Here is a 20721-nt window from a genome sequence, read left to right as displayed (position 1 = left end):
CTAATTACCTAATACTCTCCGGGGAATGCTATGACTGGTCAGTCTTCATCTCAGGCGGCAACACCTGTTCAATGGTGGAAGCCCGCACTCTTCTTTCTCGTGGTCCTTGTTGGACTCTGGTATGTGAAATGGCAGCCGTACTACGGCAAAGCCTTCACTGCCGCCGAAACACACAGCATCGGAAAATCTATTCTCGCGCAGGCTGATGCCAGCCCGCTGCGGGCGGCGTGGGATTACGCCATGGTCTATTTCCTTGCCGTCTGGAAAGCGGCCGTTTTAGGCGTCATTCTGGGCTCGCTGATACAGGTGCTGATCCCGCGTCACTGGTTGATCAAAACCCTGGGCCAGCCGCGCTTTCAGGGCACGCTGCTGGGGACGGTTTTCTCCCTGCCGGGCATGATGTGCTCCTGCTGTGCCGCACCGGTGGCCGCAGGGATGCGTCGCCAGCGCGTGTCGATGGGCGGTGCGCTGGCGTTCTGGATGGGCAACCCGCTGCTCAACCCAGCAACGCTGGTGTTTATGGGCTTTGTGCTGGGCTGGCATTTCGCGTTCATCCGTCTGGTGGCCGGGTTGCTGACTGTGCTGGTGGTGGCGACGCTGGTGCAAAAATGGGTGAAGGATACTGCCGTCGAGCCTGCGTCCGTTGAGCTGGACGTCAGCGAGCCGCAGGGTGGTTTTTTCGCACGCTGGGGCAAGGCGCTATGGCAGCTTTTCTGGAGCACTATCCCGGTCTATATCCTGGCGGTACTGGTTCTCGGGGCGGCGCGCGTCTGGCTGTTCCCGCATGCGGATGGTGCTATCGACAACACGCTGATGTGGGTGATTGCGATGGCCGTTGCAGGCTGCCTGTTTGTTATCCCGACGGCCGCCGAAATTCCCATTGTACAGACCATGATGCTGGCTGGTATGGGTACCGCGCCAGCACTGGCGCTGCTCATTACCCTGCCTGCCATCAGCCTGCCGTCACTCATCATGCTGCGTAAGTCATTCCCGGCGAAAGCGCTGTGGCTCACCGCGGGACTGGTGGCGTTGAGTGGGGTGATAGTGGGGAGTCTGGCGCTGATGTAAAAAAGCCCGGTGGCGCTAGCGCTTACCGGGCGTGGAGTCGGGTGTGGATTACTTAATGTAAGTAAACGCGGTGGTGACGTGTTTCACGCCGCTCACCCGGCTGGCGATATCGGCCGCCGCTTTCCCTTCACGGTCGGTCACCAGACCCAGCAGGAACACTTCACCGTTTTCCGTCGTCACTTTCACGTTGGAAGATTTGACCTGATCCGAGCCCAACAACTGGGAACGCACTTTGGTGGTAATCCAGGTATCGGACGAGGCCTCACCCAGACCAATGGGTTTGCCCTGGCGCACTTCGTTAAAGACTTCAGTGGTTCCTTCAACACCCATCGCAATTTGTTTAGCGCGAGAGGCGAGTTCCATGTTCGGCGCCTGGCCTGCCAGCAGCACTTTGCCCTGATAAGCCGTCACGTTGATACGCGCTTCTTTCTTGATTTGTTCATCTTTCGACAGCGCACTGTTAACGCGCAGCTCCAGCGTACCGTCATCCACCTGCGTACCCACAGTACGTGGATCGGTTGCCGCTTTGGTGCCGACTGCGGCGGTACCCACAACGGCCGCAGCGATACATCCCTGAAGCAGTAATGCAGACATAAGGACTGCGAGGGTCGATAAAGCCTTCATAAGAACTCCTTAATCATCCTGGTGAGGGAAAAGCGTGTTATCGATCAAATCACATAAGCAGTTCACCGTGAGCATATGCATCTCCTGAATGCGTGCGCTCCGGTGAGACGGAATGCGGATTTCCACATCCTGCGGCCCCAGCAGACCCGCCAGCTCCCCCCCGTCATAGCCGGTTAAGGCCACAATAGTCATGTCGCGGGTGACGGCGGCTTCAACGGCTTTAACAATATCCCGGCTATTGCCGCGCGTGGAAATGGCCAGCAGCACATCTCCGGCATGACCCAGAGCGCGCACCTGCTTTGCGTAAATTTCGTCATGCAGACGATCGTTAGCAATCGCTGTTAAGACCACATTATCGGTATTAAGTGCAATGGCAGGTAAACTGGGGCGTTCTGTTTCAAAACGATTGATCATGCTGGCAGCAAAATGCTGTGCGTTGGCGGCGGAAGTCCCATTGCCACAACAGAGGATTTTGTTGCCGTTAAGCAGGGATTGCACCAGCGTCATTGCGGCACGAGAGATAGCATCCGGAAGGGCTTCCGCCGCGGCAATCTGAGTCTGGATGCTTTCTGTGAAGCACACTTTAATTCTTTCGAGCACGTTATCCCTTTTAAATCTTAATTATGCGTCTTCGCCAAAAGCGTTTTTAAGCCATTCGATCTCATTTCCGGTGAAGGCTATCACATCGAACCGGCAATCCACAGTATCAAAACTCCCATTATGGCGGGCAAGCCACAAGTGGGCAGTCTGTAATAATTTATGTTGTTTGGCGAGCGTCACGCTGGCGGCAGCACCGCCAAAACGGGAGGACTGTCGAAAGCGGACTTCGACAAACACAATCACCTGACCCTCTTTCATGATCAGATCGATTTCGCCGCCACGTCCGCGAACGTTAGCGGCGATAAAGCGCAGTCCTTTGCCTTCAAGCCAGCGACGCGCCTTTAATTCCCATGCGTCGCCGGTCTCTTTACGGCTTAACTGGCCGGGACGATTTGCCCCTGCTGGTATTTGAGCCATGATAACTTCCTGTTGATCACGCAGTCCTGAGTCGCGGTCAGATCGCCGGTGTTGCCGTTAAGCTCAAAACCCGGTACCTGACGCATCTGGGTAAAGTGGTTCGCCAGCGCCCAGGCATCGACACCCATCGCATACAGACGCGCCAGCGAGTAATCGTTACGCACCGCGCCCAGCGCCTGCTGCATCAGCGCCGGGTTGCTGCCAGCCAGCATCGGGATTTCGCTGTACTGCAGACCGTCCATCTCCAGGCGGAAATCCGGACCTGCGGTGCCCTGCGCGCTGCGGGAGCTGGCATAGAGCGTTGCGCCACTCTGGCTGCCGTTACGCATCGCGATCATCGGTTTGATAAAGGCGATCTCCTGTGGCGTGGCAACGATATAGGCTGCATCCACTTTACCGCCGCCGCTAATCTGCGCGTCAGTTGGTGGGGCAGGGATCGTCAGACCGCCAATGGTCACCCCCTGCTGCTGCGGCAGGCTCGCGGTGACCGGGCTACCGTTAAGCGCAATGCCTGCCCCGCCGTTTACGCCCGCGCGCAGTTCAGAGACGGAACCGAATTTCTGCTGCAGCACCACGCCACCACCCAGCTTCTGCCACTCATCGGCAAAAGCATTGGCCACGCGATCGCCCAGCGTGCTGCGTGGGATGAGCAGCAGTGGAGCCTGTTTGCCCTGCTCGTGAATATGACGCGCCGCGTCGCGGGCTTCATCTTCCGGTGAGAGCGCGAAGTAGCAGATATTGGCCCGGTTCTGCACCTGCTCAGGCTGGTTGAGCGCCAGCACGTTCAGCGTGGTGTTGCTCTTCATCAGCTCTTCCACGTTATTTTTCAGCAGCGGGCCGACAACGATGCTGGCACCGTCCTGTTGAACCTGCGCCAGAACCTGATCAAGCGGTTGCGAGCTGGTGTCATAGATTTTCAGCTCAGCGCCAGGGTTAGCGCTGGCGGTTGCCACGGCCTGCGGCTGAGCGGCAGGTTGAGCGGTGGGCTGAGTGGTCTGCGACTGAGGCTGTTCCGCTGTCGCGGGCGCCGTGGTCGGCGCGGCTTGTGTCTCTGCCGGCGCCTGAGCCGGCGTGGCTGGCTCTGGCGTCGCGGCTGGAGGCGTTGTCGGGGCCGTCACCGGGTTTTGCATCGTGCCCTGCGCCGGGGTTTGCGCTGTGGTCAGGTCGCTGGTCTCCGCGGCGGAAGGGCTGACAACGTCGCTCACGTTCGCCGCCTGTGCGGCCTGGGCGGGCACTGCGCTGCCGGTCACGGGCGTGGTACCGTTCTTCGCCGCTTCAAAGCCCTGCTGAATGGTACGGCCAAATACCGCCGCCTGGCCGTTTAACGGCAGAAGCAGGGCGATTTTGCTGGTGGAGGCAGGCTTAAAGTTCTGCACGTTAACCAACTGAGTGGGCAGCATTTTCGCGCCCGGGTTCTGCGGGTAGCGTGTCTGCCAGTCGGTAATACCGGCTTTCAGCATTTTTGGATCGCTGCGGTTGTTAAACCACATCTGCTGCAGATCCAGCCAGCCCTGCAGCACGTTTTCATCCGCGTTGATGACCAGCGCCTGAGCCTGTTCCTGGGTCATAGAGGCAAGCGCCTGCCAGGTGGCATCGATATTTTTCTGCTTATCCGCACCGCCAAGCAGCGGCTCCTGGGCAATCAGCGCACGCAGCAGCGTCAGGGAAGGGCGTCCCTGTTCAGCGGTAATGCCCGTCTGCCAGAAACGGGCCTGCTGATTTTTATCCAGCGCGCTCACGTCGATGTCGCCGAGGATCTTCTTCGCGGCGGCGTAATCTTTCAGTGCGACTTTCAGCTCGGCGGAGAGCAGGCTCTGCTCACGGCGCTGGGTGTCGTTAAGATCGTTCGGCAACTGGTTGAACAGCTCGGCGGCCTGCTGGGTTTTCCCCTCTTTCAGCAGTGCACGAATGGCGAGTAATTGCCAGTTGATCCTGGTATCATTTGAACTCTGCGACATTTGTTGCAGATAAAAGCCAGAATCAGCCTGAGCAGACCCCTGAAGATGGGCTGTGCTCTGGTCAGGTGCCTGAGTGCCACAGCCTGCAAAGATCAGGGCTGCCAGCAGAAGCGGCACGCTGCGCGTGGCTTTTTTTCGAAGAAACGTTAACGGTACCATACTGTATCCAGTGATTTTTTACGCAATGCTCAATATTAAAACGGCAATACGGACGAAACAATGAAACAACACGAAACGGCAGATAATTCTCAAGGCCAGCTTTATATTGTACCTACTCCTATCGGGAATTTATCTGATATTACCCAACGTGCGCTGACCGTATTGCAAACTGTTGATTTAATTGCCGCTGAAGATACCCGACACACCGGTTTACTGCTTCAACATTTCGCGATTAACGCCCGTCTGTTTGCCCTGCACGATCACAATGAGCAACAAAAAGCCGAAACGCTGGTGGCGAAGCTGAAGGAAGGGCAGAACATTGCCCTCGTCTCCGACGCCGGTACGCCGCTGATTAACGACCCTGGCTATCACCTGGTGCGTACCTGTCGTGAAGCCGGTATTCGCGTTGTGCCGCTGCCGGGGCCGTGCGCTGCCATTGCTGCGCTGAGCGCCGCGGGTCTGCCGTCCGACCGTTTCTGCTATGAAGGCTTTCTTCCTGCCAAATCCAAAGGCCGGCGTGACGTGCTGAAGGATCTGGAAGCGGAACCGCGTACCCTGATTTTTTACGAATCTACGCATCGCCTGCTGGAGAGCCTGGAAGACATGGTGACCGTCTGGGGCGAAGGTCGCTACGTGGTGCTGGCGCGCGAGCTGACCAAAACTTGGGAGACCATTCACGGCGCGCCGGTGGGCGAACTGCTGGCATGGGTGAAGGAAGATGAGAACCGCCGCAAGGGTGAGATGGTGCTTATTGTCGAAGGGCACAAAGCGCAAGAAGACGCGCTGCCTGCCGACGCGCTGCGCACGCTGGCGCTGCTGCAGGCAGAACTGCCGCTTAAGAAAGCGGCGGCACTGGCGGCGGAGATCCACGGCGTGAAGAAAAATGCGCTCTATAAGTATGCGCTGGAGCAGCAGGGGGAGTAATCCCCTGCGAATTTTTTTGCCGGGTGACGGCTTCGCCTTACCCGGCCTACGGTTAGTTAACAGGCATCGCCTCAAACACCAGCGTTTCCAGCGGTTTCAGGGTAATCACCACCGCGTTTTTATACCCCTCCGGTACGCTATCGTTACTGCCGTACACCGCTTTCAAATTGAAGTGCGTCGTGCCGTCTGTCGGGATCTCAAAGTCTCTTGCCAGATCCAGATAGTAGCTTTGTGGTTTATCCGACGGGTTACGCAAGCCGATAATCGCTTTGTCCTTGCTCCAGGATGCCCAGCCGTAAACCTGCAATGCCGTCGGGTCACCGCCAATCCAGTGGGTATCCACCAGCACGCTGGCATTCTCCCGGGACCACTTCGCGGCCTGCGCCAGGACATCCCACTTCGACTTGTTGAGCATGGATGGGGTGATATACAGCTCCTGCAACTGGGTTCCGGTGGCGAAGTAGCTCCAGACCTGGTCGGCAAAATCGCTGTCCGTTTGCACCTTCTCCAGACCGTAATACGCGTTCTCCGCGCTGACGATCCCGTGGTACATCAGGGAGTTCAGCGGGAACAGCGGACCTTTACGCACAATGGAGCGATATGTTTCCGCATCGCGGTAGGTCATCCACTGCTGCACCGGCGTGCCGGGGCCGTACAGGTTGATATCATCCCCCTGGCGCCAGATGGAATCGGCGTAGAACAACCAGGATGGGCTGGCGTTGGTACCGGTCGTCAGGTTAATAAACAGATTCGGATTGGCGCTGCGCATGTTATGCAGCAGAGCGATAGAGGCGTCAAAATCCGAGGCGAACGGGCTGCCCTTAATATGCGAATTGGCATTGCCCATCCCGTCGAGCTTGAACGAGGTAATATGCTCGTTTTTAATAAGCTTAACGATCTGCTCATTAAAGTTTTTAAAGTAGTTCGGGCCTGACAGCGCCAGCTTCCCGTCTACCGTTTCGAAACCGTACTCTTTTGCATGCGAGACGCGCGTATCGCGCGGTTTGTTATATCCACCCCACGGCGAGAGCCACAGGCCGACGGAGCTGTGCAGGCTGTCAGCTTTCTCCCGTACCTTGCCAAAACCCTTGCTGAAAGCCGGGCCAAACAGCCAGCGCCCGGTCAGGTCATCCCAGCCATCGTCAAGCAGGAATGCATCCAGCGCCACGCCGCGCCCGGTGATAAATTCCTTATTCCATTCATCCATCCGCCCCAGCACGTCCTGTTCGGAGTACGGTGTAAAGAAGCCGATATCCATCCAGCTGTTGTAGTGTAAATAAGGCTTATACGGACGCGGACGGACGGCATCGATAAACTGGTTAACGCTACGGCGTAGCTGGCTGGTCTCCGGGAAGGTACCAAAGTACGTGGTGTAACTGACCGGCGTTGCGGGCTGAATAGGTGTTTTCAGCTCCACGTTGAGGTTGGTCGTCGCTTCATAGGCGTAAGTATTAACGATGGGTTTATCCGGCAGAATAAAGAACGAGTCTGCGACGATCGGCGAGCTGTTAATTGCCCCGTCTACGTAAGGAGCCTGAGCCTGCTTTTTGGTCGGGAAGAAGGTGATTTTCGCCACGTCCCGGGGCTGACCAACGGCGGCGATGGTGTAGTCGATGCTGGCGTATTTGCCCTTCACCAGGTTCAGCTTCACCGTCACGTTAAATTCCGGATGGGTGAAATCAACGACAATCCCGCTGTCCTGCTTTTCGACATGCTTGATTTTAAAATCCGCGGTGTGGATTTTAGTCTCGTCCGGCAGCGTCAGAAAGAACAGCTCCTGCGGCGTGAGCGGATGGTTAGCTTCACTGTCTTTAACCACTACCGTTGAGTTTGCATCATCAAATGACAGAGCAATATTGTCGTTACTGAGCGTGTAGTTCGCGGCCACTGCGCTATGGGAAACGCACAGGGCCAGCACTGAGAGTGCGAGGATTTTTTTCATCAGCGTAATCTCTTTTTTTATCAGGCTTCTGCCGGAAGCAGCAATCGATTTGCCGAGCCGCAAACGGCGATCTTGCTTCTGACCACCTCTTTCATGGCGTCCATACCGACCCGCATATAGAAGCGTGGATCGTTGCCCTGCGGGTTTTCGGCAAACCAGGCTTTCACCGCGTCAGAGAAGGCAATTTTCAGCTCGGTAGCCACGTTGACTTTGCACACGCCCAGCGCGATGGTGCGGCGAACATCCTCATCCGGCACATCGCTCGCGCCGTGCAGCACCAGCGGCACGGTGACCACGTCGCGGATCTCGGCCAGCCGCTGGAAGTCGATTTTCGGGCGTTTGGTATACAGGCCGTGTGCGGTACCGATGGCGACGGCGAGGCTATCGACGCCGGTCAGTTCGACAAAGCGTTTCGCTTCCTGAGGGTCGGTGAGAAACGCGCTTTCGGCGTCGACGCTCATGTCATCTTCCACGCCGCCCAGTCGGCCCAGCTCGGCCTCGACGCTACAATCGTTGAGGTGGCAAAAATCGACCACCGACTTCACCAGCTTCACGTTTTGTTCGAACGGATAGTGGCTGCCGTCGATCATCGCGCTACGCACGCCAGCGTTGACCTTGCGACGAATATCGTCGAGAGATTCGTGGTGATCGAGATGCAGCGCCAGCGGCATGTCGTAGGTTAGCGAGTAGGCGCTGCACAGGGCGTAGATCTCTTCCAGCGCAATGTGCTTAAACGTGCCCGGCGTGCCCGCGAGGATCACCGGCGATCGCATTTCGCTACACACTTCGAGGATCGCCTGGATCGTCTCAGCGTTGTGGATGTTGAACGCCGGCACCGCGTAGCCTTTTGCCTGCGCGTCCTGCAGAAGATATTTCGTTGAGATAATGCTCATAGTGCGATCCTCTTAAGCCTGCCACGGATGAATAACTACGCCCTGGACCACGCGGTTGACCGTGCCGCTGGCAGATGGCGTATCGGGCGTATTGCCCACGCTGAGGGACTGAGACAGCGCAAAGACCTGGGCGTACATCAGGAAGCAGAACGCCTGTTCCATATCGATAAACGGGCGGGAAGGTGGCAGCAGGATGTGCGGACCCGCTTCAATAACCGGATCGTTTTCAGCGGCGATAGCGACGACGCGCAGAGCCTGGCGTTCGCGGCGCAGTTCAGCCAGCAGATCGAGATCGTACTGACGCGTATACGGATGGCTGGAGACAAACACCACCACCAGCGTTTCGCTATCCACCAGTGATTTAGGCCCGTGACGGAAGCCCGTTGGGGACTCGTAGAACGCCGCCAGCTTGCCTGCCGTCAGCTCCAGCACCTTTAGTGCCGATTCACGCGCCGCGCCCTGCAGGCCACCGCTTCCCAGGTAGACGATCCTTTTCCACGGTTCGTTGCCAAAGACGCCGTGGCGGAAATCACCGAGTGAGGAGAGGATCGCCTGACAGCGATCGGCCACGTCGCGGAAGGTGCGGCTTCCGATCGTTTCCGGGGCGAATATCGCCAGGCAGCTCGCCATCATGGTGGTAATACTGCTGGTCATCGCGAAGCCGCGATCGTGCGTTTCAGCAGGCATCAGCAGGGCATAGGCGTTATCGCTGTTGACGGCGTTCTGATACAGGCTGCCCGCCTCGTTACAGGTGATCGACAGGTGGTAGCACTCCGGCACGAACTGATTGGCCAACTCTACCGCAGCCACGCTTTCCGGGCTGTTACCGGAACGGGCAAACGAAACCAGCAGCAGCGGATGTGCCGGGCTGAAGTAATCCATCGGATTCGTGACCAGATCGGTGGTCGGTACGGCGGAGATGTTTTTCCCGGTATGGCTCGCAAGCCATGGCGCAATGATATCGCCAATAAACGCGGACGTGCCCGCGCCGGTCAGCACGATCCGCAGATCGCGCTTGCGCAGCAGCGGCGTCAGGAAACCGTCAATTGAGGAACGCAGATTATCGATGTTGTTGAGCGAGCGGATCCAGCTGGCAGGCTGCTGGCGGATCTCTTCTTCGGTCCAGGTGCCGGTGGTGGTGGGGGTGATTTGTGGCATAACTCAGTCCTTAGTCGTGTGAATTCCACATCAGACGCTGGCAAACGTGTGGCCATCTTTCGTTTCGTTTCACTTGTTCACTTCAGCAGTTAAATAAAATCTATAGAAAAGAAACTGAAAGTTCAATGAAAGAAAAGAAATAAAACGAAAAGTGTGATCGTGAAAGGAAAGGGCAAATTTAAAGAAAGGAAAAGAAAGGCCTTACGGTTTCAGGCCGTAAAGCCAAAAGGAGACACAATGAAAGGGCTAAAGGGGGAGAGCCTGGCCCTGAATCCAGATCTGTTGAAGGTGTAAACCACCGTCCAGAGCAATAATATTGGCGCTTTTTCCCGGCGTTAAGGATCCGAGCTGACGATCGATGCCCAGCAGGCGGGCAGGGTGCAGCGAGGCCATATGAATAGCGTCTTCAGCGGTGACGCCCGCGTGTTCCACCATATTCCTGACTGCCGCATCCAGCGACAGCGTGCTGCCCGCCAGTCCGCCAGATGCGGTTCGAACCACGCCGTTTTGCATCGTGACCTCTTCGCCGCAGAGTGTATACCGCCCATCCGGCATACCTGCCGCCTGCATGGCATCGGTAATCAGTACCACCCTCTCTTTTGCACAGCAGCTGCATAAGCGCAGGGCTCCTGGATGAACATGGTGCCCGTCGGCGATAAGCTCCAGCCACGCCCGTTTATCCGTCAGCCCGGCGCCAACCATGCCGGGCCCCCTGTGATGCAGCCCCGTCATACCGTTATAGCAGTGCACCAGCCCGTCGGCACCCGCATCAAACGCGGCGAGAGTTTGCCGGTATGAGGCAGCGCTGTGGCCCAGCATCACGCGTATACCGCGCTGTTTAAGGTGATGGATCGCCTGCAGCGCGCCGGGCTTCTCCGGCGCGAGCGCCACCACCCGTAGCGTGCTCAGTGAAACGTCAATCAGCCTGTTCAGCTCGGCGATATCCAACTCCCTGAACAGTTCAGGCGGATGCGCCCCTTTGTTCTGAGGCGTAAAGTACGGACCTTCCAGATAACTGCCCAGGATCTGAGCGCCGGGTCCGCCGGACTGACTACGCCGGGCGATACGCATCAGCGCGGCGTGGATGGCCTCCAGTGGCGCGGTGACGGTGGTGGGCAGAAATGCACCCACACCTTCGCGTGCTTTATGCATCGCCAGAGTGTCCAGCACGTCAGGCGCATCATCCATGACGTCCACGCCCGCACCGCCGTGGACGTGGGTATCGATATACGCCGGGCAGAGCAGCTCCGCATCGCGCGTCGTAACGCCCGCGGGGATGGGCTCAATCGCCGCGATAACGCCGTTCTCGAGACGAAGCTGGTGGTCATCCAGCCAGCCCTTTTCGGTCAGCACCCGTCGCGCACGCAGCAGCTGGCTCATATCCCTTCCTCTGCGGGCGTTTCCTCGCGGCAGCGGCCAAGCTCATCCACCAGGCTCGTCAGGCCGCGGTGTCCACACTCCAGCGCCTGCAGACGAAACGCTTCGCTGGTTAATCCGTCGCGCTCCAGCACCATCTCCAGCAGGAGCTGCAGGTTGGTGCCAGTGATGACTTCGCTGCCTGGTCTTTGCATCGCGAGCGTTGAGGCCACGCGAAACGGCGTGCCGCCCAGCAAATCAGTAAGAAACACAATATCGTGCCGGGGGTCGAGTTCGCTCACCGCCTGCTCAAGCTGAGCGGTCAGCCGCGCCGTAGTGGATGTTTCAGGAAAATCGATGGCGATAAACTGTGGCTGCTCGCCGAGGATCTGCTTCATCGCCTGCTCAAGCCCGCTGGCAAAACCGCCGTGACCCGTCAAAATAATGCCTAACATCGCAACCTCTTTGCTTTTACAGGAAGTGACAGAATTTACCGACAACGCCCAATACCACGGTGATACCAATCAGCCGCAGCGGGCTCCAGCCCCGGCGTACCAGCCAGAACATGGTCAGGGTGTAGACCAGCGGCAGAAACGCGGGCATCAGCTTGTCGATAACGTCGGCCTGCAGCTTGACAACCGCATCCCCGGCTTTGATTTCGAGCGTGGTGTTGAGGCGGACATAGGTTGCTACCAGCGCGCCGATCACCGTCATCCCGACGATGGAGGCCGCATGGCCGACCTTTTTGGTGTTGGCCTTGATCAGCGGAATGGCCGCAACGCCCATCCGGTAAGCGTAGTGCGCCAGACCAAAACGCAGGCCGAGGTGCACAACGTTAAACAGCACGATAAAGACCACCGCACCCAGAATTGATCCCTGCAGCGCCAGGCTGGCACCAATACCGCCGCAGATGGGCAGAAGGGTAAGCCAGAACATGGCGTCACCGATGCCGCCGAGCGGCGCACCGACGGCAATCTTGGTGCTCTGGATGCTATTCACATCCTGTTTGGAGCGCTCCATCGCCAGAATAATGCCGATTACAAAGGTCACGAGGAATGGGTGGGTATTAAAGAAGCCCATATGGCCTTTCATTGCCCTCGCCAGGTCCCGCTTGTTGGTGTGGATCTTTTTCAGCGCTGGCAGCAATCCGTACAGCCAGCCGGAGGCCTGCATACGTTCATAGTTGAACGAGGCCTGCAGCAGCATTGAACGCCAGGCGACGCGGTTAATATCCTTTTTCGTCAGTTCGGCACCGATGCTTTGGTCTTCGTAGACGTTTTCGTTGATGCCGGTCAGCAGGGTCTCTTCAATTTCAGACACGCCCGGTAACGTTGTTTGATTAGATGCCATCTTCGAATTCCTCTTTCTGGGCCGTTTGAGCCGTCGGTTCAGGTGATTTACGCATCAGGTCGATCAGCGCCATGGCCAGCGCGGCGGCGGCAATCGCCAGCACCGGGAGCTTGAGCCAGGCTGCAGCCACGAGGCCGATAATGAAGTAGGGGATGTAGACGTTTTTCATCATGATCTTCAGCAGCACGGCGAAGCCGATAGCTGGCATGATGCCGCCCGCGACGCCGAGGCCGTCAATCAGACGCGCCGGCAGAACATCAATGGCGGTTTTCGCGTGCTCTGCACCGAAATAGATGGGAAGAAACGCGCACAAGAAATAGAAGATGCCGAGCGCCAGCAGAGCCAGGTAGTTAACCCGTTCAATGCCGTTGGTATCAGCATTGGCCGCCATGCGATCGCAGCGGGACATCACGCCGGACATCACCGAGAAGAGGAACGTAATCCCCATCTGTACCGCGACAGCAAACGGCACGGCGACGCCAACGGCAACTTCCGGCTTCACACCTGTGCTTATGGCGAATGCGGTACCCACAATAGTGCCGATAATCACGTTAGGCGGCTGTGCGCCCGCGAGCGGCGCCAGGCCCATCCAGACCAGCTCTAACGTCCCGCCGGTCAAAATCCCGGTGTGCAGATCGCCAAGAATCAGGCCAACCAGCGGCCCGAGAACGACCGGGCGGTGCATGTGCGTTAACCCGTTAAACATATCCAGACCCGCGATAAAGGCGAGAAGCCCCAGCGCGAATGCCTGCAACAGACTGATTTCCATTGTGAATCCCTCAGAGTAGTTTAAAGAGATCCAAAGCAGTTTCTGTCGGAACGCCCTGAACAAAGCATTCCACCCCGGCCGTTTTCAGGCCGTTGAACGCGGCGATATCGTTCGCGTCGACGGAGACCGTTTTGGCAATTTGTTGTTTGCCACTGGCGTAGTGCATGTTTCCTACGTTGATACGGGTGATGGGCACGCCGCCCTCGACCAGTTGCAGAAAATCGGCGGGAGATTTACAGACCAGCAGGATTTTCTGACGGTCCGCGGCGCGATGAATGTTGTCGATCACTTTTTGTAATGACCAGAAACGCACGGCAATCCCTTCCGCGAGCACCATTTCCATCAGGTTCTGTTGAACAGGATCCTCAGCCACCTCATCGTTGGCGACCAGAACCAGGTTTGCCCCCGCAAACCCTACCCACTGTACGCCCACCTGACCGTGGATCAGGCGTTCATCAATGCGGCATAAGACAATGTTTGGCATAGTGCTTTCCTCTTTTTATTATGCGTTTTGCGTCGTTACGCCTTCGCAGGCGGCGTGGTATTGCTGGAGTATGTCCTGAATGTGGTCGAGGATGAGTTCCCGAGGCGTCGACTTGAGAGCGCCCTCGCGAACTTTGCTGTACTGCAGCGGCAGGTACTGGCTGATGAGTGGCAATGGAATGGGTTCGTTTGCCAGGTTACGTACCAGCCGCGCGAAGGCTTCGTCAATCTGGCTGTCCGGCCAGTAATAACGCACGCGGTCAGAGTAGCTGTAGCCGCGCGCCAGGCGACGCGCGTTGCCGTCACCGTGGTAATGGCTTTGCCAGTACTCCGGTCGGTCGAGCATCACGTTTTCCAGCACGTGGCGCAGGCCAGAACTGGCTTTCGCTGGCAGCAGCTCCTCTTCGATAGCGGCCAGTGAGAAGAGGGCTTCGCGCAGGGCAAAGGTCAGGGCCGGACCGACTTTTAAGATGGCGAAGTGATCTTTTACCAGCTGGCGCAGCGCCTGCGGCGTCTGGTAGTCAGTGGAGTGCGCTTCAAAAATCAGCGTATCGTAGGCTTCCACCATTTCGCTCAGGGCAATGGCTTTTTCCGGCCGGTAGTCGCAGACGTGTGCGTGGTCGAACTCCACACCGGGCTGTACCACCAGGCCAATAATGCGCGGCCAGATGTCACCTAACCCTTCCTTTTCGAACGCGTGACGATGCGCTTCCAGCGTCGCGCGCGCCGCGTCTGGTGTGGTGACCTCAAGCTCGGTGAGCGTGTCGTGTGCGCCACCCGGCACCGGAACCTCCGTGCCGATAACGTAGACCAGATCGGATTCACCAAACTGTTCCCGGCAGGTCGCTTCGGCAATTTTTGCCAGACGCACTGCGCGTTCGGCGACGATCGTGTCGGTCAGGGGAACCGGATCGTCCTCACAGGACATGCTGCAGTCGAGGTGGATCTTTTTGAACCCGGCAGAGACATAGCTTTTGATCAGATCGTCGGCATTTGCCATTGCCCTAACCGCTGGCAGGTGTTGCCAGCGGTTAGGGCCAAGGTGATCGCCGCCGAGGATCAGCTGTGACGTCGGGAAACCGAGCGACTCGGCCAGCTGGCAGACAAATCCGTGAAAATCAGCGGGCGTCATGCCGGTGTAGCCGCCAAACTGATCGACCTGGTTAGAGGTAGCCTCAATCAGCAGCGGCGTCTGCTGTGAATGGGCGTAACGAATTGCAGCTTCCAGTACCAGCGGATGTGCGGAGCAGACGGCATAAATTCCGTTTGTCTTCCCCCGTTTATGCTGCGCCACCATTTCTGTCAGATGTTTCACTTTCCTCTCCATGTCGGATGGTAATGATACCTGTCTTTCGTTTTGTTTCATTTAATCCTGCATCACGGTGATATAAAAATAAAACGAAAGATAATGGTTTTCCGATCTGTTTCACAAAAGAAACATAATGAAAGTTTTCAGCGCGATGCCAGCTTGCGTATCGTCACCATGCAGGGCTTGCATTCCCGTAAAGGAAAGGCCTTAATAGACAAAACGAAATGAAACGAAAGAATATTGATTAAGGAGCTCGTATGAGCAGCACCGATTCATCCGCAGAAAAGCGCATCACCGGCACCAGTGAAAGGCGAGAGCAGATCATTCAGCGGTTGCGGGCGCAGGGAAGCGTGCAGGTTAACGATCTGTCTCATCTGTACGGCGTATCGACGGTGACGATCCGCAATGACCTCGCCTTTCTTGAGAAGCAGGGCATTGCCGTTCGCGCCTACGGTGGGGCATTGATTTGCGAAGGCAACATGCCGGGCGCTGAGCCTTCCGTAGAGGATAAAAGCTCGCTGAATACGGCGGTAAAGCGCAGTATCGCGCAGGCCGCTGCCGCGCTGGTCAAACCCGGGCACCGTATTATTCTGGACTCCGGCACCACGACGTTTGAAATCGCCCGTATGCTGCGTCAGCACTCGGACGTGATTGCGATGACTAACGGCATGAACGTGGCAAATGCGCTGTTGGAAGCGGAAGGGGTTGAACTGCTGATGACCGGCGGGCATTTGCGCCGTCAGTCGCAATCCTTCTACGGTGACCAGGCAGAACAGTCGCTACAGAATTACCATTTTGATCTGCTGTTCCTGGGCGTTGACGCTATCGATCTCGACCGCGGCGTAAGTACGCACAACGAAGACGAAGCCCGTCTGAACCGTAAAATGTGCGAGGTGGCGGAGCGTATTATCGTTGTCACTGACTCAAGCAAGTTTAACCGCTCAAGTCTGCATAAAATCATTGATACGCAAAGGATTGATATGATTATTGTCGATGAAGGTATTCCGCCGGAGAGTCTGGAAGGATTACGGAAAAGCGGGATTGAGGTGGTGCTGGTTTAAGGTTTTTACCCTCTCCCCTATGTGGAGAGGGTAGGGTGAGGGGAAATCACGTCACCGGCGCCGGGTTAAACACCGCCAGCTGGTTATGCAACCCCCATTGATCCGAGAATGTTTTCTTCCGTCCGCTCGCCACGTCCAGAATGAAGTGGAACAATTTCCAGCCCACCTCTTCAATGCTCTCTTCCCCGGTGGCGATGGTGCCCGCGTTGATATCCATTAAATCATACCAGCGGTTTGCCAGCTCGGTGCGTGTCGCCATTTTTATTACCGGCACTGCCATCAGGCCGTACGGCGTACCGCGCCCGGTGGTGAAGACCTGTACCGTAATGCCGGAAGCAACCTGCTGGGTACCACAGACGAAATCGCTGGCGGGGGTTGCCGCGTAGATCAGGCCGCGCTTCGTCGGGCGCTGGCCGGGAGAAAGCACCTCCGCAATCGCGCTCTGACCGGATTTGGCAATCGAGCCAAGGGCTTTTTCCACCACGTTTGCCAGACCGCCTTTTTTGTTGCCGGGAGAGGGGTTGGCGCTGCGGTCGGTTTTGCCCATATCGAGATAGTTATCGTACCAGGCCATCTCCTCAAGCAGGCGTTTGCCCACCTCTTCATTGACGGCGCGCGGCGTAAGCAGATGAATGGCGTCACGGACTTCGGTCACCTCGGAGAACATCACCGTGGCACCGCAGCGAACAAGCAGATCGGACGCATAGCCCACCGCCGGGTTGGCCGTCACGCCGGAGAATGCATCGCTGCCGCCGCACTGGGTGCCCACCACCAGTTCCGATGCCGGGCATGTTTCGCGCTGGCGTTGGTTGAGTTTGTCCAGATGGCGCTCTGCGACCTGCAGAATGTCGTCAACCATTGAGCGGAAACCGACGTGGCGTTCGTCCTGCAGGCGCACAATGCTGGCCTCATCGGCCGGGATGGCTTTGACATCTTCCGTGCCCTGCAGCAGGCGCTCGGGCTGGAGCTTTTCACATCCCAGGCCGATCACCATCACCTCGCCGCCAAAGTTCGGGTTGAGGGCGATATTGTGGATGGTCCGGATGGGCACGACGGCTGCCGGGGCGTTAATCGCCACGCCGCAGCCGTAAAGGTGGTTCAGGCCGACCACGCCGTCCACGTTCGGGTATTTCGGCAGCAGATCGCGTTCGATAATTTTCACCACGTAATCCACTACGCCCGCCACGCAGTGTACGCTGGTGGTAATGCCGAGCAGGTTTTTGGTGCCGACGCTGCCGTCCGTATTGCGATAGCCTTCGAAGGTATAGCCTTCCAGCGGGGGAAGCGGCTCCGGCACGCGGGTTGCCAGGGGCAGCGTATTCAGCGGCGGGGCTTCCGGTAGCTCAACCAGCGACTCCTCAACCCAGCTCCCCCTGGCAATGAAGCGCACGGCATAACCGATGACTTCACCGTAACGCACGATTTCGCTGTTAGCAGGAATATCCACCAGGGCGACTTTATGCCCCTGCGGAATATGCTCAATCAGTTCCAGTCCGTCCGGGAAGCGGGTTCCTGCTTTTAAGCCATTGTCGTTGACAATAATCGCCACATTATCGGTGTCGTGCACTTTTATATAGAACGCCGTCGGCGATGCGTGTCGAATTTCAATGTCGGCCATTGTTCACTATTCTCCGGCAAAGTGTCTGATAATAAATTCATCCAGTTTTCTAATGGTAGAAATTAATACGCGGCTTTCAGAAATAAAGCATGTCAGCAGATGACATATGAAAATGTGATCCCGATCGCTCCCGAACCAGTAATGCCTGATTCTGTGCATCAGCGCCCAGTGCTTTGTGCATATGCTCAAAATATTATCAAAATGCAACGTAATGCTTGAGCATTAAAACAATGTGTGGTCATGAATAGCGTCTTATACTGAATGACGATTTTATTACGCCAAACCAGGTCAGAATAATAAATATCATCCTGTCGCTGTGTCTGAATAAATAAAATGATATTGAACAAGGCTGCGGAATTAAAAAGGTAAACGCGATGAATAACGATATCTTCCCGAATAAGTTTAAAGCGGCCCTTGCGGCGCACCAGATTCAGATTGGCTGCTGGTCCGCGCTGGCAAACCCAATCAGCACGGAAGTGCTGGGACTGGCCGGGTTCGACTGGCTGGTGCTGGACGGCGAACATGCGCCTAATGATATCAGCACCTTTATTCCGCAACTGATGGCGCTGAAAGGCAGCCCGAGCGCCCCGGTAGTGCGTGTACCCACCAATGAGCCGGTGATCGTTAAGCGTCTGCTGGATATAGGTTTCTACAACTTCCTGATCCCGTTTGTGGAAACGGCAGAGCAGGCAGCGCTGGCTGTGGCCTCCACGCGCTATCCCCCGGAAGGGATCCGCGGCGTTTCCGTTTCGCACCGCGCCAACATGTTTGGCACCGTCCCGGACTACTTCGTGCAGTCCAACAGCAACATCACCATCCTGGTCCAGATCGAGAGCCAGCAGGGTGTTGATAACGTCGATGAGATTGCCGCCACCCACGGCGTGGACGGTATCTTCGTAGGCCCAAGCGATTTGGCGGCCGCACTCGGACACCTGGGCAATGCCGGTCATCCGGACGTACAACGTGCCATACAGCACATCTTTGCCCGCGCCAGCGCGCACGGCAAACCGAGCGGCATTCTGGCACCGGTTGAGGCGGATGCCCGCCGCTATCTGGAGTGGGGAGCCACGTTTGTTGCCGTCGGCAGCGACCTCGGCGTATTCCGCTCGGCCACGCAGAAATTAGCGGACGCTTTTAAAAAATAACCATCATTGAGGAAAAGACTATGACGCTGAAAGTGGGTTTTATTGGCCTGGGGATCATGGGTAAACCAATGAGTAAGAACCTCATCAAAGCAGGTTACTCACTGGTGGTATCCGATCACAATCCGCAGGCCGTGGCTGAGCTTATGGCGGCTGGCGCAGAAACGGCCACCACCGCCAAAGCCATTGCTGAGCAGTGCGATGTCATCATCACCATGCTGCCAAACTCACCGCATGTCAAAGAGGTCGCGCTGGGTGAGAACGGTATTATCGACGGTGCGAAGCCGGGCCTGGTGCTGATCGATATGAGCTCTATCGCGCCGCTGGCAAGCCGTGAAATCAGCGAGGCGTTAAAAGCAAAGGGCGTTGATATGCTGGACGCGCCGGTCAGCGGCGGTGAACCAAAAGCGATCGACGGCACGCTGTCGGTCATGGTCGGCGGTGAGAAAGCCGTTTTCGACAAATACTACGATCTGATGAAAGCGATGGCGGGCTCCGTGGTGCATACGGGGGACATCGGGGCGGGTAATGTGACTAAGCTGGCGAACCAGGTGATTGTGGCGCTGAACATTGCCGCCATGTCGGAAGCGCTGACGCTGGCAACCAAAGCGGGCGTCAACCCGGACCTGGTCTATCAGGCTATTCGCGGTGGGCTGGCGGGCAGTACCGTGCTGGATGCCAAAGCGCCGATGGTGATGGACCGGAATTTCAAACCTGGCTTCCGTATCGATCTGCACATTAAAGACCTGGCCAACGCGCTGGATACCTCACACGGCGTGGGAGCCCAGCTGCCGTTGACGGCGGCGGTCATGGAGATGATGCAGGCGCTGCGCGCGGATGGCCTGGGCACGGCCGATCACAGCGCGCTCGCGTGCTATTACGAAAAGCTGGCGAAGGTGGAAGTCGCCCGTTAATCGCGTCTTGCCTACACCTGAGGGTGACAGCGGCGCGCAAACCCTCTATACTGCGCGCCGAAGCTGACCAGACAGTCGCCGCTTCGTCGTCGTCCCCTTCGGGGGAGACGGGCGGAGGGGAGGAAAGTCCGGGCTCCATAGGGCAGGGTGCCAGGTAACGCCTGGGGGGGAAACCCACGACCAGTGCAACAGAGAGCAAACCGCCGATGGCCCGCGCAAGCGGGATCAGGTAAGGGTGAAAGGGTGCGGTAAGAGCGCACCGCGCGGCTGGTAACAGTCCGTGGCACGGTAAACTCCACCCGGAGCAAGGCCAAATAGGGGTTCACATGGTACGGCCCGTACTGAACCCGGGTAGGCTGCTTGAGCCAGTGAGCGATTGCTGGCCTAGATGAATGACTGTCCACGACAGAACCCGGCTTATCGGTCAGTTTCACTTCTTAGAAAACCCCGCTTCGGCGGGGTTTTTACTTTCCGGGTGTGTAGGTAGGGTAAGTGCAGCGCCACCCGGCAACCGTACAAACGACATCAATTCTCATATTTGCGACATTAAGCACATTTCACTGTTTTTGCCCCGTCAGTGTTCATCCCGCTTCTGTAGACGATCGTCATCACAAAATTTCACGCTAAAAAGTGGTCATTTTTTGGTATTGATAGTTTGTTATGATTGTTACCTTAATGATCTCGATTTTTTTCTCGTTTGATATAAACATATTGAAATTAAAAACATTCACTCCATGAATGTGTGACGTATTCCACTCTTTAACGCCAGTCTGTCCAATCACGTCTGAAAATTTTTAGAAATTAAAAGAATGTTTCAAAAGAGTAGTGGTTATTTATTGTCCTTTAATTGCCTGAAAGATCGTCTTTATTGATTTTTTTAATGCAGGAAAATTTATCCGTGTTATCGCCATAAAATAAATTTATTACCACGGTTTTTATTGATCAATATCAGCGTAATGGCGTGTTGTGATGTCGC

19 protein-coding genes and 1 other RNA gene are annotated in these 20721 nt (G+C 56.8%); 6 read left to right on the top strand and 14 right to left on the bottom strand.

The genetic code is table 11. The features are described from left to right. Positions 1-30: 30 nt before the first annotated feature. Positions 31-1068, top strand: a complete 1038-nt coding sequence (locus C1N69_RS19945; protein ID WP_104556955.1) for a permease — start codon at positions 31-33, stop codon at positions 1066-1068. Positions 1069-1116: 48 nt separating this feature from the next. On the opposite strand, the gene dolP is transcribed toward C1N69_RS19945, so the two are convergent. The 4 genes from dolP to C1N69_RS19925 are packed head-to-tail and all read right to left on the bottom strand — an operon-like array spanning position 1117 to position 4826. Further along, positions 1117-1692, bottom strand: a complete 576-nt coding sequence (dolP, locus tag C1N69_RS19940) for a division/outer membrane stress-associated lipid-binding lipoprotein (protein WP_025756730.1) — start codon at positions 1690-1692, stop codon at positions 1117-1119. A gap of 9 nt (positions 1693-1701) precedes the next feature. Further along, positions 1702-2292, bottom strand: a complete 591-nt coding sequence (diaA, locus tag C1N69_RS19935; protein ID WP_003861754.1) for a DnaA initiator-associating protein DiaA — start codon at positions 2290-2292, stop codon at positions 1702-1704. 21 nt (positions 2293-2313) lie between these two features. Further along, on the bottom strand, positions 2314-2709 hold the full coding sequence (locus C1N69_RS19930; protein WP_025756731.1) for a YraN family protein: 396 nt from the start codon (positions 2707-2709) through the stop codon (positions 2314-2316). After that, entirely contained in the window at positions 2667-4826 is a 2160-nt protein-coding gene (locus tag C1N69_RS19925) for a penicillin-binding protein activator (RefSeq protein WP_155031784.1), read from the bottom strand. Before C1N69_RS19925 ends, C1N69_RS19930 begins: the two co-directional genes overlap by 43 nt. Before the next feature lie 60 nt (positions 4827-4886). Here C1N69_RS19925 and rsmI point away from each other — a divergent pair, with 60 nt between their 5' ends. Next, positions 4887-5750, top strand: a complete 864-nt coding sequence (rsmI, locus tag C1N69_RS19915; protein ID WP_045284768.1) for a 16S rRNA (cytidine(1402)-2'-O)-methyltransferase — start codon at positions 4887-4889, stop codon at positions 5748-5750. 52 nt (positions 5751-5802) lie between these two features. Here rsmI and C1N69_RS19910 read toward each other — a convergent pair whose 3' ends face one another. The 9 genes from C1N69_RS19910 to kbaZ all read right to left on the bottom strand — a co-directional run bounded on the left by C1N69_RS19910 (position 5803) and on the right by kbaZ (position 15028). Further along, positions 5803-7692: an alpha-galactosidase gene (locus C1N69_RS19910; protein WP_155031783.1), complete on the bottom strand. Its 1890-nt coding sequence runs from the start codon at positions 7690-7692 to the stop codon at positions 5803-5805. A 20-nt stretch (positions 7693-7712) separates the two neighbouring features. Then, positions 7713-8585, bottom strand: a complete 873-nt coding sequence (gene kbaY / locus C1N69_RS19905) for a tagatose-bisphosphate aldolase subunit KbaY (RefSeq protein WP_155031782.1) — start codon at positions 8583-8585, stop codon at positions 7713-7715. A 12-nt stretch (positions 8586-8597) separates the two neighbouring features. Continuing rightward, positions 8598-9743 (bottom strand): SIS domain-containing protein, encoded by a 1146-nt coding sequence (locus C1N69_RS19900; RefSeq protein ID WP_155031781.1) that lies wholly within the window; start codon positions 9741-9743, stop codon positions 8598-8600. A gap of 246 nt (positions 9744-9989) precedes the next feature. Beyond that, positions 9990-11123 (bottom strand): N-acetylglucosamine-6-phosphate deacetylase, encoded by a 1134-nt coding sequence (nagA, locus tag C1N69_RS19895; protein WP_155031780.1) that lies wholly within the window; start codon positions 11121-11123, stop codon positions 9990-9992. Then, complete coding sequence (gene agaF, locus C1N69_RS19890) at positions 11120-11554, bottom strand: PTS galactosamine/N-acetylgalactosamine transporter subunit IIA (protein ID WP_155031779.1); 435 nt, start codon at positions 11552-11554, stop codon at positions 11120-11122. The genes nagA and agaF overlap by 4 nt, the downstream gene beginning before the upstream one ends. A 16-nt stretch (positions 11555-11570) precedes the next feature. Further along, positions 11571-12449: a PTS N-acetylgalactosamine transporter subunit IID gene (gene agaE / locus C1N69_RS19885; protein WP_095452517.1), complete on the bottom strand. Its 879-nt coding sequence runs from the start codon at positions 12447-12449 to the stop codon at positions 11571-11573. After that, positions 12439-13218: a PTS N-acetylgalactosamine transporter subunit IIC gene (agaW, locus tag C1N69_RS19880; RefSeq protein WP_155031778.1), complete on the bottom strand. Its 780-nt coding sequence runs from the start codon at positions 13216-13218 to the stop codon at positions 12439-12441. Before agaW ends, agaE begins: the two co-directional genes overlap by 11 nt. A gap of 10 nt (positions 13219-13228) precedes the next feature. After that, positions 13229-13702 carry a PTS N-acetylgalactosamine transporter subunit IIB gene (agaV, locus tag C1N69_RS19875; protein ID WP_094918730.1) on the bottom strand — a complete coding sequence of 158 codons (474 nt, stop codon included), beginning with the start codon at positions 13700-13702 and terminating at the stop codon, positions 13229-13231. Between the two features lie 18 nt (positions 13703-13720). Then, the gene (gene kbaZ, locus C1N69_RS19870; protein ID WP_155031949.1) at positions 13721-15028 is read right to left on the bottom strand and encodes a tagatose-bisphosphate aldolase subunit KbaZ; all 1308 of its coding nucleotides are present in this window, start codon (positions 15026-15028) and stop codon (positions 13721-13723) included. Positions 15029-15267: 239 nt separating this feature from the next. On the opposite strand from kbaZ, the gene C1N69_RS19865 reads away from it, so the two are divergent. Next, a complete protein-coding gene (locus C1N69_RS19865) occupies positions 15268-16071 on the top strand; it encodes a DeoR family transcriptional regulator (RefSeq protein ID WP_059385424.1) in 804 nt (267 codons plus the stop codon). Between the two features lie 46 nt (positions 16072-16117). Here the strand turns inward: C1N69_RS19865 and garD are convergent, their stop codons facing one another. Further along, positions 16118-17689 (bottom strand): galactarate dehydratase, encoded by a 1572-nt coding sequence (garD, locus tag C1N69_RS19860; RefSeq protein WP_025756742.1) that lies wholly within the window; start codon positions 17687-17689, stop codon positions 16118-16120. A gap of 374 nt (positions 17690-18063) precedes the next feature. Between garD and garL the strand changes: the two genes are divergently transcribed. The 3 genes from garL to rnpB all read left to right on the top strand — a co-directional run bounded on the left by garL (position 18064) and on the right by rnpB (position 20181). Further along, positions 18064-18834: a 2-dehydro-3-deoxyglucarate aldolase gene (gene garL / locus C1N69_RS19855; protein ID WP_094918733.1), complete on the top strand. Its 771-nt coding sequence runs from the start codon at positions 18064-18066 to the stop codon at positions 18832-18834. A gap of 20 nt (positions 18835-18854) precedes the next feature. Beyond that, positions 18855-19745 carry a 2-hydroxy-3-oxopropionate reductase gene (gene garR / locus C1N69_RS19850; RefSeq protein ID WP_126801121.1) on the top strand — a complete coding sequence of 297 codons (891 nt, stop codon included), beginning with the start codon at positions 18855-18857 and terminating at the stop codon, positions 19743-19745. A gap of 59 nt (positions 19746-19804) precedes the next feature. Beyond that, an RNA gene (gene rnpB / locus C1N69_RS19845) (RNase P RNA component class A) lies at positions 19805-20181 on the top strand. Positions 20182-20721 lie beyond the last annotated feature (540 nt).

It is taken from the genome of Enterobacter sichuanensis, from assembly GCF_009036245.1.
In the GTDB taxonomy this organism is placed as follows: Bacteria; Pseudomonadota; Gammaproteobacteria; order Enterobacterales; family Enterobacteriaceae; genus Enterobacter; species Enterobacter sichuanensis.
The sequence above is the reverse complement of the archived record's forward strand: the minus strand, read 5'-3'. Positions and strand labels throughout refer to the sequence as shown.

Coding starts and splice junctions, on each gene's coding strand:
- C1N69_RS19945 (WP_104556955.1), top strand. CDS start 31: ATGACTGGTCAGTCTTCATCTCAGGCGGCAACACCTGTTCAATGGTGG.
- dolP (WP_025756730.1), bottom strand. CDS start 1,692: ATGAAGGCTTTATCGACCCTCGCAGTCCTTATGTCTGCATTACTGCTT.
- C1N69_RS19930 (WP_025756731.1), bottom strand. CDS start 2,709: ATGGCTCAAATACCAGCAGGGGCAAATCGTCCCGGCCAGTTAAGCCGT.
- C1N69_RS19925 (WP_155031784.1), bottom strand. CDS start 4,826: ATGGTACCGTTAACGTTTCTTCGAAAAAAAGCCACGCGCAGCGTGCCG.
- rsmI (WP_045284768.1), top strand. CDS start 4,887: ATGAAACAACACGAAACGGCAGATAATTCTCAAGGCCAGCTTTATATT.
- C1N69_RS19910 (WP_155031783.1), bottom strand. CDS start 7,692: ATGAAAAAAATCCTCGCACTCTCAGTGCTGGCCCTGTGCGTTTCCCAT.
- kbaY (WP_155031782.1), bottom strand. CDS start 8,585: ATGAGCATTATCTCAACGAAATATCTTCTGCAGGACGCGCAGGCAAAA.
- C1N69_RS19900 (WP_155031781.1), bottom strand. CDS start 9,743: ATGCCACAAATCACCCCCACCACCACCGGCACCTGGACCGAAGAAGAG.
- nagA (WP_155031780.1), bottom strand. CDS start 11,123: ATGAGCCAGCTGCTGCGTGCGCGACGGGTGCTGACCGAAAAGGGCTGG.
- agaF (WP_155031779.1), bottom strand. CDS start 11,554: ATGTTAGGCATTATTTTGACGGGTCACGGCGGTTTTGCCAGCGGGCTT.
- agaE (WP_095452517.1), bottom strand. CDS start 12,449: ATGGCATCTAATCAAACAACGTTACCGGGCGTGTCTGAAATTGAAGAG.
- agaW (WP_155031778.1), bottom strand. CDS start 13,218: ATGGAAATCAGTCTGTTGCAGGCATTCGCGCTGGGGCTTCTCGCCTTT.
- agaV (WP_094918730.1), bottom strand. CDS start 13,702: ATGCCAAACATTGTCTTATGCCGCATTGATGAACGCCTGATCCACGGT.
- kbaZ (WP_155031949.1), bottom strand. CDS start 15,028: ATGGAGAGGAAAGTGAAACATCTGACAGAAATGGTGGCGCAGCATAAA.
- C1N69_RS19865 (WP_059385424.1), top strand. CDS start 15,268: ATGAGCAGCACCGATTCATCCGCAGAAAAGCGCATCACCGGCACCAGT.
- garD (WP_025756742.1), bottom strand. CDS start 17,689: ATGGCCGACATTGAAATTCGACACGCATCGCCGACGGCGTTCTATATA.
- garL (WP_094918733.1), top strand. CDS start 18,064: ATGAATAACGATATCTTCCCGAATAAGTTTAAAGCGGCCCTTGCGGCG.
- garR (WP_126801121.1), top strand. CDS start 18,855: ATGACGCTGAAAGTGGGTTTTATTGGCCTGGGGATCATGGGTAAACCA.